The following is a 13,860-nucleotide window of genomic DNA, read 5'->3' on the forward strand; positions in this document are numbered from 1 at the left end:
GGGGATTCCATGTCAGTCCGGGCATGCCTTTCGCCATGACCCGGAGGCAATGTCCGATCTTACCGCTTCGATATCGACCGCATCTCTTCCCGGTACGCCGATGCGCAGGAACTGTTCCCGTGGGGCGTCGACCGGCTTGGTGGCGTCCATTCCCAGCTTGGACCCGATCCCGCCCCGCGAGGTGGGGTCCAGCCTGGAGGCCCGGCAGTTGTCTACGACGACCAGGTCCCGGTCCGCCTGGAAGCGCGTGGCGACCGCCCATTCGACTTCCTGCGGATCATAGATGTCTATGTCCTCGTCCACCACGATGACCTGCTTGACGTCGTGATGCATGGCAAGGGCGCTGAAGATGACGTTCTTGGCGCTGCCTTCGTGCAGCTTCTTCATCTGCACGTACAGGTGGTAGCGGCCGACTCCGCCGGGAGCCAGGTGCACGTTGGTCACGTTGGGGAATATGCGCTGCATGGTCGTGAGAAAACTGGCTTCCCGCGCGACGGCGCCCAGCAGAATGTGTTCCGTGCCGCCGCCGATGATGGTGTGGAATATCGGCGACCGCCGGTGGGTGATGGCATCGATCTCGATGACGAAGCGGTCGCCCCGCGGCCCGTAGTATTGGGTGAATTCCCCGAACGGACCTTCGGGCTCGCGCACGTTCGGTAGGATCCGGCCTTCGAGAACGATCTCGGCCTCGGCCGGAACGCGCAGATCATTGGTCAGGCACTTGACGACGCGCACCGGCTCGCCCCGCAGCGCACCGGCGACTTCGAGTTCGTCCTGGTCCATGGCAACGATGGCCTGCGACGCCATGAGCGTGAGCGGATCCACGCCGATGGCAATCGCGATGGGCAGCGGTTTGCCGGCTTTCTCGCACAGATTCAGGAAGGTGCCGGTGTCGCGCGACGACACCGAGACACCCATGCGATTGCCCCCCTTCAGGTGGCAGCGATTGATCGATACGTTCTGCCGGCCGGTATTGGGGTTGCTGCTGATCAGCAGGCCCGCGGTCAGGTAGGCGCCGCCGTCGTGCTCGTTGTGTATCGGGGCGGGGAGCAGCCGGCCGATGTCGACGTCGCCTCGATGGATGATCTCCTGTACCGGTGCCGTGTCCACTTCTTCGCAGGGCAGCGGGTTGCCCACCGCGTGCTGGTAGCGCTTGAGCAGATCGGCGGGCGCCACGCCCATCGCGTCGGCGATCCACTCGCGGCGCGACACGATGCCTGACAGTACGGGAATGCGATGACCCTGCGGGGACGGAAAGAGCGTGGCCTGGCGGCCGTCCAGCTTCGAGGCGATGGCGGCGATGTCAAACCGCAGGGACATGCCTGCCTGGATGAGCGCGAGCCTGTCGTTGGTGGCCAGGCGATCCAGCCATTCGCGCAGCGTCGTGACGGGTGGGAAGCCGTTGCGTGATCCGTTGTGTGCGGCGTCTGCCATGGAGCGCTCCTGAGGGACGAAAGAAGAGGAATTAGAAACTGGAGGTTTGCACGACGAGACGGGTGGTCTGGTAGGCTTCGAGGCCTTCGGTGGCTCCCTCGCTGCCGTAGCCGCTTTCCTTGACGCCGCCCCACGGCGTTTCCGGGCCATTGATGAAGAACGTGTTCAGGCCCAGCATGCCCGTGTCCATCCTCTCGGAAAGCCGCAACTGCCGGCTGCTGTCCCGCGTGAACGCGTACGCGGCCAAACCGTAGGGAAGAGTGTTCGCCTGTTCGATGACGGCTTCTTCGTCGCGGAAAGGCAGCAGCAAGGCGATCGGGCCGAAGGGTTCTTCGCGCATGGCGCGGGCCTGGCCCGGCACGTCCGAGAACACGGTGGGGGCGAAGAAGTTTCCGGCCCGGTCCAGACGCTCGCCGCCCGCCATCAGCCGGGCGCCGGCGTATTTCAGGTCGGCCACCGCATTCTCGATTGCCGCCAGCCGGCGCGTGTTAGCCAGCGGTCCCATCTGCGTTCCCTCGTCCAGGCCGGGGCCGATCTTCAGCGCCGAGGCTGCCTGGGCGAAAGCGCCGGCGAAACGTTCATAGATGCGCTCGTGCACATAGAAGCGAGTCGGCGAGACGCACACCTGGCCGGCATTGCGGTACTTGCTGGCGATGCACAGGCGCACGACCGCGTCCACGTCGACATCGTCGAAAACCAGGACCGGGGCATGACCGCCCAGCTCCATGGTGATGGGCTTGATCGCCGTGGCGGCCAGTCCCGCCAATTGGCGCCCCACCGCGGTCGAGCCGGTGAAGGACACCTTGCGGACGACCGGCGATGCGATGAGGTGCCTGGAGATCTCGGCCGGCACGCCGCAGACCAGGTTGATCACGCCGCGGGGCACGCCGGCTTCGGCGAATGCGCGCACCATCTCGATCGCCGTGGCCGGCGCCTCTTCGGGGGCCTTGAGTATGCAGCAGCATCCCGCCGCCAGGGAGGCGCCCAGTTTGCGGGCCGGGGTGGTCGCCGGGAAGTTCCAGGGCGAGAAGGCGGCGGCCACGCCTATCGGGCGCTTCAGTACGTTTTGCCGGATGCCGGCGGGACCGCCAACGATGCGCCCGTAGCCGCGCCTTCCTTCCTCGGCCATCCATTCGATGTGCGCGGCGGCGCCGTCGACCTCGGTAAGGGCCTCGGCAAGCGGCTTGCCTTCCTCGCGAGTCAGGAGACGTGCGACGCGATCCCGGCGGCCGCGCATCAGTTCGGCGGCGCGCCGCAGGATGCGGCCGCGTTCCACGGCCGGTGTCGTGCTCCAGCCCGGCCAGGCGGCGGCGGCCGACTGCAGCGCGTGGTCCAGGTCCGCTGGCGTGGCCGAAGGCAGCGCTCCCATGGGCTGCCCGGTGGCCGGGTCGACGACAGGAATGGTGTCGCGGCCCTGGCCGCTTATCCATTGGCCGTCGATGTAGAGTTTCAAATCCGGATGTTCGGTGGGCATGCATGCCTCTCTGAGGGACGCGGTCCGGAAAGCCTTCAGAGCTTGCGCTCCTTGGCGTTCCAGTTCTTCTCGAGGTTGTTGATGAGGTCTTCGCTCAGGTGGCAGAAAGCCTGCTCCCGCGCGTAGGTGACGAGGTATTGCCGCAGGGCCTCCATGGGCTCGGCCTGGGCGCGAAGCGCCTTGCGGTTCGCGCTGATGCTGACCATGCCGGCGCCCAGCGCGTTGGCCGCGCAGCGTTCGACCGCCTGCTCGATTTCTTCGGGCGGCACCACTTCGCTGACCAGCGCGCGGCCCTCGGGAGTCTCCACCTTGAACAGCTTGTCGAACATGATGGCCTGGCGTGCCAGCGCCTCTCCCGTGAAGCGCGGCAGCCGCAGATTGGCCAGGCCGGGGATGATCCCTTCCTTGCGCGCCGGCAGGCTGAAGAACGAACCGGATTCCGCGACGACGTAATCGGCCACGAGCAGCAACTGGCACCCGCCGCCTATGGCGAACGTTTCGATGACCGCCACCCAGGGCTTCTCGACGGTCGATTCGGGTTCGTCCAGCGGTACGTCCAGGCTATCCGGCCCGGGAGGCAGGATGCCGCGGTGGACCTTGTTGAAGAAGCCCATGTTCTTGGTCAGGAAGCCCAGGTACGATTTCTTGCCGCGATAGATGTGGGTCAGGTTGATGCCGGCCGAGAACACGCGCCGGCCGGCATACTTCGGGTGGTTGACCACGCCTCCGCGCATGACGCCCAGCCGCAGGTCGGGATGCATGAGGATGAGGTCGGTCGCCACCTCGAAGGGGACCATGGTGGTGTCGTCTTCGGCGTTCAGGTAGCGCAGGTTCTGGAACGTCAGGAATCCGGCCTGGGCCCTGGCCTCGACCAGCGCCTTGTCCAGCTGGACGCGTCCGGTCTTGCGGAATTCGTCCAGGTACTCGAACGACTGGGGCAAGGGCCTGAGCATGGTTCGTATCAGGTGCGAACCGATGGCCCGGTCCGTGAACAGGTGGCTGAAGAAAAGCCCCTGGTTGATTTCCAGCCCATCCTTGTCCTTTTGCAGCAGTTCGCTTTCCGCCCGCAGCTCGTCCTCGCTGGGCAGGATGCCTGGCAGGCGCGCCGCGGCCTGCCAGGCCAGTTCGTCCACCCGAAGCGGCCGTGTCCCGTTGCTCGTCAGGTCTCGATACAGGGGGTGCGCGTGGTGCCGAAAAAAGCGCCAGGCCGCGTCGGCCATCAGATGAAAGATCACGTGCGCCACGTCTTTCTGCGTGGCGTCGCGGGCCGATTTGAGCGGAAGGCGGGCCAGCAACTGCCGTCCCTGGCGGCACACGGATCGGACCAGGGACGAGTCCTCATCCAGCGTCGCTGGCGCCGGACGAGCCTCCCATGCCTGGATGGCTTGAAGGAATTGCGAGGTCGCGTCTCGCGGCAACTTCGACGCGTCGACCCGTGGCTGGCGTTCGTTCAGGGGAATGTGTTCGATCATGTCAAGCTCCGTTCATGCAATGGATGGGACCGAGAGGTGCCCGGACGCGAGGCCGGACCTCAGCGGTGTCGCTCGCTTCGGGCGCGCAGTTCGCTCAGTGTCGTTCGAGGGGTGATGGCCTCGGGGTCGATGCGCAATTCGATCAAGGCTCCGTGCGGGGCGGCGAGTGCACGGTCGAAGCTCGCCGCGAAGTCCTCCGTCTTTTCCACCGTGTAGCCGTCGATGCCATAGGCGGCCGCCAGCGCGGCGAAGTCCGGGTTCTCCAGCGTCGTGCCGAAGACGTGGCCGGGATAATGGATTTCCTGGTGCATGCGTATGCTGCCGTACATGCCGTTGTTGACGACGATGAAGACCACGCGCACGCCCTGCTGCTTCGCGGTCGCCAACTCCTGGCTGTTCATCAGGAAGCAGCCGTCGCCGGCGAAGCAGACCACCCGCCGGTCCGGATGGATGGCCGCCGCGGCGCAGGCGGCGGGAATCCCGTAGCCCATCACGCCGCTGGCCGGCGCGAGCTGGGTGCGAAAGCCGCGGTACTGGAAGAAGCGGTGGACCCAACCGGTATAGTTCCCGGCGCCGTTGGTGACGATCGCGTTGGCGGGCAGCCGGTCGCGCACGTGCCGGACGACTTCGGCCAGATTCAAGGCCCCCGGCATGGCGCGGGGGACGAGCGTCGCGCAGTAGTCCGCATTGGCCGATCGGGTCCAGTCGGACCATGCCGGATGCCGTGGCGGCTCGAGCCCCGCCGCGGCAAGCGCGAACCCGGCCATGCTTGCATTGATGGCCAGATCGGGTCGATAGACTTTGCCCAGTTCGCCGACGTCGGGATGGACATGGACGAACCGGGCCTCCATCGAGGGGACGCCCAGCAGGGTGTATCCGGCGGTCGTGGTCTCGCCCAGGCGCGCGCCTACCGCGAGGATCAGGTCGGCCTGGCGTACCCGCTGCGCCAGCGATTCGGCGATCCCGACCCCGATGTCGCCGGCATAGTTGGGATGCGCATTGTCGAACAGGTCCTGCCGGCGAAAGGCCGTGCCGACCGGCAATTGGAAGGCTTGCGCGAAAGCCTGGATGCCGGCGCAGGCCTCGGCGCTCCAGCCGCCGCCGCCCAGTATCAGCAGCGGGCGCTGCGCCTGTTCGATCAGCTCGCGCAGGCGCGCCATGTCGGCAACGCCGGGCTGCGGCTGTACCGGCAAGAACGGCAGGGCGTCGGGCAGGTCCAGATGCCGGTAGAGCACGTCCTCGGGCAAGCCGACGACGACGGGGCCCGGACGGCCCGAGACCGCGGCCTGGAACGCGCGGTTCATCATCTCGGGCAGGCGCTCCAGCTGGTCGACCTGCGTGACCCATTTCGCCAGCGAGCCGAATACGCTGCGCAGGTCGATCTCCTGCCAGGCCTGGCGTTCCAGCAAATTGGTGCCGACCTGTCCGACGAGCAGGATCATGGGCGTCGAATCCTGGCTGGCGGTGTGTACGCCGATGCTGGCATTGGTCGCGCCCGGTCCGCGGGTGACCAGGCAGACGCCGGGCTTGCCGGTCAGTTTTCCGTAGGCCTCCGCCATGTGCGCCGCCGCGCCTTCCTGCCGGCAGACGATCGTCCTGATGACGTCGCGGGAAGCATGCAACGCGTCCAGGGCCGGGAGGAAGCTCTCGCCGGGTACGCAGAAGGCGTGGTCGACGCCGTGTATCTTGAGCGCGTCGACGAGGATCTGGCCGCCGGTTCGCAGGGAAGGGACTTGCAACATCGGATGCTCCGGATGCGGATGGATGGGGGGCGGGTCAGTCGGCGGTCGCGCCAGACTCCTTGATGACCTTTGACCAGCGCCGGGCCTCGGCACGTACGTGCGCCGCCATTTCCTCTGGTGTGCTCGGGGTGGATTCCAGGCTGACTTCCTTGAGCTTCTCCACGAAAGCCGGATCGGTCAGGACGGTGTTCAGCGCTCGGTTCATGCGGACGACGACGTGTCTGGGCAGGCTGGCCTGTCCCACCATGCCGAACCAGACACTGGTGGTGAGATTCGGATAGCCCGCCTCGGTAACCGTGGGAACGTCGGGAAGCTGGAACCAGCGCTGCCTGGAGGTCACGGCAATGGGGCGGACCTTGCCGGCCTGGATCTGCGGCAGCAGCTGCGGAAGGTTGTCGGTGTTGAACTGGACCTCGCCGGCCAACAGGGCCTGCATGGCCGGACCGTTGCCGCGATAGGGAACGTGCAGGATCTCGATCCTGGCCAGCGTCTTGATCGATTCGTTCAGCAGATGCCCCGTGCTGCCTATGCCGGCGCTGGAGTACGCCACCTTGCCAGGATGGGCCCTGGCATGTTCGATGAGCTGGCTGAGCGAATTCACCTTCAGCGACGGCGAGACCACGATCGCGTTCGGCGTCTGGGTCGCGAGTCCGATCGAAACGAAATCCTTTTCGGCGTCGTAGCCGAGGTCCGTCTTGTACAGATAAGGATTGATCGACAACTGCGACGGCGTGATCATCATGAAGAAATGATCGTCGGGCGACGATTTGGCGAAATAGGCCGCGCCGACGGAACCCGCGGCACCGCCCCGGTTCTCGACCACCACCGGCTGGCCCAGGGTTTGCGACAGCTTCTGCGCGATGAGACGGCTGGCGATGTCGGTCGAACCGCCGGCTGCGTAGGGAACCAGCAGCCGGATCGGCCTTTGCGGCCAGGCCGGTTCGGCGGCGTGGGAGGACGCCGGAACGAGCAGTGCCAGCAGGATGCCGGCCCACCACGTGCGTTGACGGAATCGATACATGAAAGTCTCCTCGTTATCGTTTTCTTCGGATGGCATGGGTGCCGGTACCAGCGGTCGGCCGGCGTGTCAGCAGGTTTCCCTGGTCTCGAGATAGGCGCGGCGCAGCTCGTCCTTGCGGACCTTGCCGAGCGACGAGCGGGGCAGCGCATCGACGAACATGAATTGCCGCGGGATCTTGTATCCGCCAAGGTGGCGTCGGCAGAACTCGATGATCTCCGCCGGCGCCGGACGCGCGGCCGCGGGCACGACGACCGCCAGCAGCGCCTCGCCATACCTGGCGTCCGGTATGCCGACGACCGCGGCATCGGCCACGTCCGGATGCAGGGCGAGCACGGACTCCACTTCCCGCGTATAGACGTTCTCGCCACCGGTGATCACCATGTCTTTCTTGCGGTCGAGAATGTGCAGGTAGCCGTCCTCGTCCAGGCGGCCGATGTCGCCCGTGTGGAGCCAGCCGTCCCGGAAGGTCGCGGCGTCTTCCTGCGGTCGGTTGTGATAGCCGGCCGCCACCTGTGGCCCGGACACGGCGATTTCGCCTGGCAGGCCGGGCGCGGCCTCGTTGCCGTCGTCGTCGAGAAACCGGATGGCGGTGGCGGGCAGCAGCCGTCCCGCGCACTTCAGGAGTTCGGGCCGTGCGCGCAGCGCGAACCGGTGGGCCGCCTCGTCGAGGATCGCCAGATAAGGGGATGTCTCCGTCAGGCCATAGCATTGGTGGAAGCCGACGTGGGCAAAGCGGTCCATGGCCTTGCGCAGCGATTGCTCGTCCATGGGCGCGGTGCCGTAGCTGATCAGCCGTAGCCGGGACAGATCATGGCGGTCCATGCCGGCCTCCTTGAGAATGCCGATGATCATGGTGGGCACCAGGCTGGCGATCGTGACGCCTCGCTGCGCGATGGCGTCCAGCACGCCCTGGGGCGAGAACTCGCTCAGGTAGGTATGGCCGCCGCCGAACATCGTCACGACGGTTGCTTTCAGATCGGTGGAGTGGAACATCGGCGAGACGTGCAGATAGACGTCGTCCGCGCAAGGCGCCATCACGCGGGCCAGCTGCAGCGCGTTGGCAACGATGTTGCGATGCGTGAGCCTGACGCCCTTGCCACGGCCGGTGGTGCCGCCGGTATAGAGCAGCAGCGCTTCGTCGTTCTCCCCGCAGCCATGGGCGCAGGCGCGTGGACTGGCTTGGATGAGGTCCGCCATGGTCGCAAGGTCCGCCGGCCCGTCGTGCGGCCGGACGCGAATGACCCGGGAGCGCCACGCGGCCAGCGGCGGCTGTTCGAAGAGCGGCATGAAGTCGTCGTCCAGCATGACGGCCTTGCACTGCGCATCCTCCAGCATGGCGGCGATCTCAGCCGGAGCCAGGCGGAAATTCAGCGGCGCCGGCACGATGCCCGACCAGAAGCCCGCCAGGATCAATTGGGCATGATCCACCGAATTGCGGCACAGCGTGGCGAAGCGATCTCCGGGGTTCAGGCCCAGCTCGCGGAGCATGCCCGCGGTATGCGCGACGCGCTCGAGATAGTCGCTCCAGCTCAGGTCGCCCGACGGATCGATGATCGCCCTGCGCCGGCCGTAGGCCTGGACGGTGTTCTTCAGTAGATGGGGAAGGGTCAGCACGCCTGCATCTGCCGGTGGAAAACGATGCAGAAAATGATAGGGAGATGAGCCCGCCAAGACCCTACCGTCCAGTCTTGCGACCTACCCGGAAGTCGGATTTTTCTAGAGTGGCAAGTTCAGCGCCTTGATGAGCCTGCCGAATTTTCCGTGTTCTTCCTCAAGAAATTCCCGGGGCGAGCCCGCGTCCGGAATATCGATGCCCTCCTTGGCCATCGCGGCCTGGAACCCGGGATCCGCCAGGACTTCGCGAACCTTGCCGCTCAACAGGGACAGTATCGGCGCCGGCGTGCCGCGCGGGGCGAACAGGCCGCTCCAGTTGGCGAGGACGAAGTCGTCCAGTCCGGCTTCCTTCAAGGTCGGGACGTTGGGCAGCGTGGGCGAGCGGGTTGCGCTGGTTACCGCATAGGCCTTGATCTCGTCGGCGTCGATCAGGGCCTTGGACGGCAGGATCCCCGAGAAATACAGGTCCAGGTGCCCGCCCGCCACGTCGTTGGCCGCCTGCGCACCGCCTTTGTAGGGCACGTGCTTGATGTCGAGCGCCGTGGATCGCTTGAGCCATTCGCCCGCGAGATGGGCCGGACTGCCGACCGCGCCGCCGAAGTTGTAGTTGCCCGGCTGGCGGGCGATCTCTTCGCGCAAGTCCTGGAAGTTGCCGGCCTTGAAGCTTTTCCTGCCGATGAGCACCAGCGGCGTCGAACCGACGATCGCAATCGGCTCGAAGTCTTCGGGCTGGTACGACACCTTGCGTACCTGCGGGATGATGACCATCTCGGTATTCAGCCCCAGCAGCAGCGTGTAGCCATCTGGCGCCGCGCGCGCGACCGACATGACGCCTATCGTGCCGCTGGCGCCAGGCTTGTTGACGACCACCACTGTCTGTCCCAGCCTGCGTTCCAGCCCCAGCGCGAGATTGCGCGCGGCGAAGTCGGTCGAGCCGCCGGGCGCATAGGGCACGACGATCTGGATGGGTTTCGATGGGTAGCGCTCGCTGGCTTTCGGACCGGGCAGGCAGATGGACAGCACCGCCATCGCGAACAATGCAACCGTCGTCCGCCGTGTTGGGTGATTCATGACGATCTCCTTGAAGTCAGATCCGTACGACCTTGGCATGAAGGACGGCGGTGCGCCCTCCCTTGACCGCCTGGACACATCGATCGAGTGCCGCACCGATTTGCGCCGGATCGTCGACGCGTTCGCCATGGGCGCCGAACGCTTCCCCCAGCTTGGCGAAGTCTGCATTGCCCGGTAGCTCCGCCTCGTACGCGTCCTGCCGTCTTGCGCTGCCGTCCGGATAGACGCGCAGGGTCGATTCCTTGACCGCCGACCATCCGGCGTTGTCGACGACGACGATCAGAATGGGCAGTCCATAGAAGCCCGAGACGGCCAGGACGGAGCTCGGGACGTTGAAGTAGAGGCTGCCGTCTCCCACCACCTGTACCGCCATCAAGTCCGGATCGGCAAGCCGTGCGCCCAGGGCCATGGCACCGGAGGCGCCCAGCCCGCCGCCGCCGACGCGCGCCAGGGTGCCGGGCAGCGGGCGGGTGAGCTGCTGCGTAAGAGCGGGGGAATTGCGGATCGCTTCGTTGAAGACGATGTCTTGGGGCCGCAGGCGCTTGTCGAGTTCGGCGAAGAGGAAGTGCGGGTTGATCCGACCCGGTGTGCCCGGATCGGCTGCCTTGTCCCGTGCCGTGCGCCGGCGCTGTCTGTTCTCGGCGGCGATGCGCGCGTTGCGGGCCTCGACCGCGCTGGCGAATGCCGGCGTGGATTTCGCTTCGAGCGCCTGGGCCAATTGTTCGAGGATGCGGGCGCTGTCACCCTGGATCCGCGCGTTCGCGGGAAAGCTCCACATCGGCGAAGCCGTCTTCAGCGTGTCGAGATCGATCTGCGCCCAGAAGGTGCGGGCATGCGGCCGGATATCGCGCGAGAACCACGGCACGTCGGTATCCACCATGAGGCCGACGTCGGCGTCCGGGATCGCGTCGCCCGGCTGGAAGCCACAGAAATTGGGGCCTTCGTGTGATATGTTGTTGACCGGGTTCGATTCGAAGACGCGTATGCCGGCCAGGTTCGCCAGGCGTTCGATGGCCGCCGAGGTACGGCGATTGCGGCCGCCGAACGAGGTGATCAGAATGGGCCGCTCGGCCGCCAGGAGGCGATCGGCCACGGCTTCGAGCTGGTGCGGGTCGGCGCCGGCCGGAGCAAGGGCGCCGAATTGCGCTTCCGGATAGGACTTGATGCGGTCCATCGGCCAGGATTCGGCCAGCGTTTCGCGCGGCAGCATCAGGTAGACGGGACCCCGGGGCTCGCTATGCATGAGCGCCTGGGCACGGCGCAACGCCTCTTTCACCACGATGCCGGAGGGCAAGGTCCATTCCCACTTGACGAAGGGGCGGACCAGGCTGCCCTGGTCGAACGGCTCCTGGATGTAGTGCACGTAGTTGTCGCGCGTACCCGGCAGTTCCCCCGCCGCGGTAAAGGGCGCCTTGCCGGCCATCAGGAGAACGGGCAGGCGGCTGCGGAACAGGTTGTGCATGGCCATCGAGGCATTGGCCGTGCCGACGTCGACGTGGACCAGCACGCCCTGGCCCCTGCCTGTCACCAGGGCATAGCCCGCGGCCATATGCGCGGCCGTATTCTCGTGCGGGCAGCGGATCACCTGCGGCGCCTTCTCGCCCCGCTCGCGCAGGCGCGCCAGTTCCTCGATGATGGGAGCATGATCGGTTCCCATATTGCAAAACAGGTAATCGACGCCGATCTCCGTCAGGCCTTCCAGCAGGAAGCCGGCGGTGGTGCGTGTGTCGTCGGTGAGAGTGTGCTGCATGGCTTGGACGCCACCTCCGGGGCATGGGGCTGATCTCGTGGCGGGATGATAGGAAGCGCCCTCGAAAGGAGCCATACCCTCCAGTCGGATCTTGCCCCCGGCCGCGACAGGAAAAATCACCGTACAGGCGTGTCTCGTGAAAAAAACTGACACGCCCTTCCCATTGCCCGGCGCATGGCTGGATCGACGCTTTCTTTCTGGATATTCTCAAGACCCCGACCACGGAGCGCAGCGCCGGTGGGGCGCTGCCATGCGGGCAAGAACACGCCGGGAAACGCGACTCGGACAGCGGAGGCAGGAATGACCAAGGCCGTCAGGCTCTATCAAGGCGCTTTCGGGCGTGCGTCCATGCTCGATTCCGACCATGACCTGGTCACCCATGCCCATCCGCAATGCCACGTGCTGGTCAAGGTAGCGGGCGCCGATGCCTTCTACACGGTGCGAGGCGAAACCGTCCGGCTATCCGAGGACTCGCTGGTTCTGGTCAATGCATGGGAACCGCATTCCAAGCTGCAGCCGCGGGAGGGAGAGCGCACCACTGTCCTGATCCTCTGCATGGACCCGGCCTGGCTGGCGGAGCACGATCCGCTGCTCTCGGGCAGCGGCATGCCGGACTTCTTCACCTCCGCCCAGGTGCGCGTGCCGCTGTCCATCCGCAAGCTGGTGGATCGGCTGGTGCTCGAAGTACTTGGTTCTTCTCCATCCGGCCTGCCCAACCGGGCGGTCGAGGCGGCGCTGTCGGACTTCATGCTCGCGATCACGCACCTCTTCGCGGTGCGGCGCAACTGGATCGACACCTACAGGCTGAAGATGCGCCACCGTCCCGACGCGCGCATCGCACGGGCAATCCAGTACATCGGCGACCACCTGGACCAGACCATCACCTGCGAAGAGCTCGCCGGCCTGCACAGCTTGTCGCGCCAGCATTTCTTCTCGCTCTTTCGCCAGTACACGAACATGTCCCCCATCCTGTACACGAACACGCTGCGCATGGAGAGCGCGTTCAAGACGCTGACCGAATGCTCGACCTCGGTGAACGTGCTGGCCGACGACCTGGGGTTTTCCGAACCGCATCATTTCACGCGCTTCTTCCGCCGCAATCTCGGCATTCCTCCCAGCCAGTACCGGCGGGGCGTCGCGCGGATCGCCTGATCCCCGCGCATGGCCGGGCCGATAAATAAACCGACGCTGGGGTAGGTTTCCGCACTAGCGGGTAGGGCGCCGCACGGTGCGCGTGTCTATATTTCCGTCCAGGCCTGCATGCCGCCCGGCATGCGGCGGCATAACGGAGACGACGACAATGCACGCGATGCGCATGCTCATGATGGCGGGCACCCTGGCGGTCCTGGCCGGTCCGGCCGCCGCGGCCGAGTTTCCGGCCCGGCCCATTCGCCTGGTGGTGCCTTTCGAGGCGGGAGGCACCATCGATACGCTGGGCCGCGTGGTTGCCGCCCAGATCGACAAGCAGTCCGAATGGGGCATCGTGGTCGACAACAAGGCGGGTGCCAATGCCTTGATCGGCACCGCCGATGCGGCCAAGGCCGCGCCCGATGGCTACACCATCCTGCATACGTCGCCGTCGATCGTCATCAACACATTCATCCACAAGAAGACCCCCTACGACCTGTCCAGCACATTCGTGCCCGTTACCAATCTGGCCGTCGGAACCGGCTATCTGCTGGTCGTGCGGCAAGGGCTGCCGGTCCATGACGTTGCCGGGCTGGTCGAGCTTGCGCGCAAGAAGGAGCTCACGTATGGGTCGCCGGGCATCGGCAATGCCCTGCATCTGGCGGCGGCGGGATTCGCCAAGAAGGCGCACGTCGACATGCTGCACATTCCGTTCAAGGGCAGCGCCAGCTCGCTCAATGCCATCGCCGCGGGGCAGGTGGACGTCATGATGCTGTCCCCGCCCACGGTGATTCCATACGTCCAGTCGGGCAAGATCCGCCCCATCGCGTTCACCGGCGAAAAACGGTCCAAGGAATTTCCCGAGGTACCGACCATGAAGGAAGCGGGTATCGACGACTTCGTTGTCATGGGCACCTGGGCGGGCTGGTTCGCGCCGGCCGGCACGCCACCCGCGGTGGTGAACAGGCTTGCCGCCGAGGTCGCCAAGGCGCTCAAGGCGCCCGAAGTCGCGAACATGCTGGAAAAGGGAGGCTTCGAACCGGACGGCCGTTCGCCCCAGGCATTCGCGGAATTCGTGCGCCAGGAAACCCGGCGCTATGGGCAGATCGTCAAGGACGCCGGCATTACGCCGCAGTAGTCCGCAACGCCGCCGG

At 66.0% G+C, this 13,860-nt stretch carries 10 protein-coding genes; 2 read left to right on the forward strand and 8 right to left on the reverse strand.

Annotation, left to right across the window (positions count from 1 at the left end; translation table 11 throughout):
• Nucleotides 1-12: 12 nt before the first annotated feature.
• The 8 genes from WKR98_RS07750 to WKR98_RS07785 form a co-directional block, all read right to left on the reverse strand.
• Complete coding sequence (locus WKR98_RS07750) at nt 13-1,434, reverse strand: UbiD family decarboxylase (RefSeq protein WP_341432554.1); 1,422 nt, start codon at nt 1,432-1,434, stop codon at nt 13-15.
• 31 nt (nt 1,435-1,465) lie between these two features.
• Nucleotides 1,466-2,908: an NAD-dependent succinate-semialdehyde dehydrogenase gene (locus WKR98_RS07755; protein ID WP_341432555.1), complete on the reverse strand. Its 1,443-nt coding sequence runs from the start codon at nt 2,906-2,908 to the stop codon at nt 1,466-1,468.
• Between the two features lie 35 nt (nt 2,909-2,943).
• Nucleotides 2,944-4,380: an enoyl-CoA hydratase/isomerase family protein gene (locus tag WKR98_RS07760; protein WP_341432556.1), complete on the reverse strand. Its 1,437-nt coding sequence runs from the start codon at nt 4,378-4,380 to the stop codon at nt 2,944-2,946.
• Nucleotides 4,381-4,439: 59 nt separating this feature from the next.
• Nucleotides 4,440-6,122 (reverse strand): thiamine pyrophosphate-binding protein, encoded by a 1,683-nt coding sequence (locus WKR98_RS07765; RefSeq protein WP_341432557.1) that lies wholly within the window; start codon nt 6,120-6,122, stop codon nt 4,440-4,442.
• Nucleotides 6,123-6,156: 34 nt separating this feature from the next.
• Nucleotides 6,157-7,143, reverse strand: coding sequence for a Bug family tripartite tricarboxylate transporter substrate binding protein (locus tag WKR98_RS07770; RefSeq protein ID WP_341432558.1), 987 nt, complete (start codon nt 7,141-7,143; stop codon nt 6,157-6,159).
• A gap of 66 nt (nt 7,144-7,209) precedes the next feature.
• The gene (locus tag WKR98_RS07775) at nt 7,210-8,757 is read right to left on the reverse strand and encodes a class I adenylate-forming enzyme family protein (protein ID WP_341432559.1); all 1,548 of its coding nucleotides are present in this window, start codon (nt 8,755-8,757) and stop codon (nt 7,210-7,212) included.
• Between the two features lie 102 nt (nt 8,758-8,859).
• The gene (locus WKR98_RS07780; protein ID WP_341432560.1) at nt 8,860-9,828 is read right to left on the reverse strand and encodes a Bug family tripartite tricarboxylate transporter substrate binding protein; all 969 of its coding nucleotides are present in this window, start codon (nt 9,826-9,828) and stop codon (nt 8,860-8,862) included.
• Between the two features lie 16 nt (nt 9,829-9,844).
• A complete protein-coding gene (locus WKR98_RS07785) occupies nt 9,845-11,578 on the reverse strand; it encodes a thiamine pyrophosphate-requiring protein (RefSeq protein WP_341432561.1) in 1,734 nt (577 codons plus the stop codon).
• A gap of 300 nt (nt 11,579-11,878) precedes the next feature.
• On the opposite strand from WKR98_RS07785, the gene WKR98_RS07790 reads away from it, so the two are divergent.
• Both WKR98_RS07790 and WKR98_RS07795 read left to right on the forward strand, forming a co-directional pair.
• On the forward strand, nt 11,879-12,730 hold the full coding sequence (locus WKR98_RS07790; protein WP_341432562.1) for an AraC family transcriptional regulator: 852 nt from the start codon (nt 11,879-11,881) through the stop codon (nt 12,728-12,730).
• Nucleotides 12,731-12,878: 148 nt separating this feature from the next.
• A complete protein-coding gene (locus tag WKR98_RS07795) occupies nt 12,879-13,844 on the forward strand; it encodes a Bug family tripartite tricarboxylate transporter substrate binding protein (RefSeq protein WP_341432563.1) in 966 nt (321 codons plus the stop codon).
• Nucleotides 13,845-13,860: the final 16 nt, after the last annotated feature.

It is taken from the genome of Pigmentiphaga sp. YJ18 (assembly GCF_038066655.1).
GTDB lineage: Bacteria > Pseudomonadota > Gammaproteobacteria > Burkholderiales > Burkholderiaceae_B > Pigmentiphaga.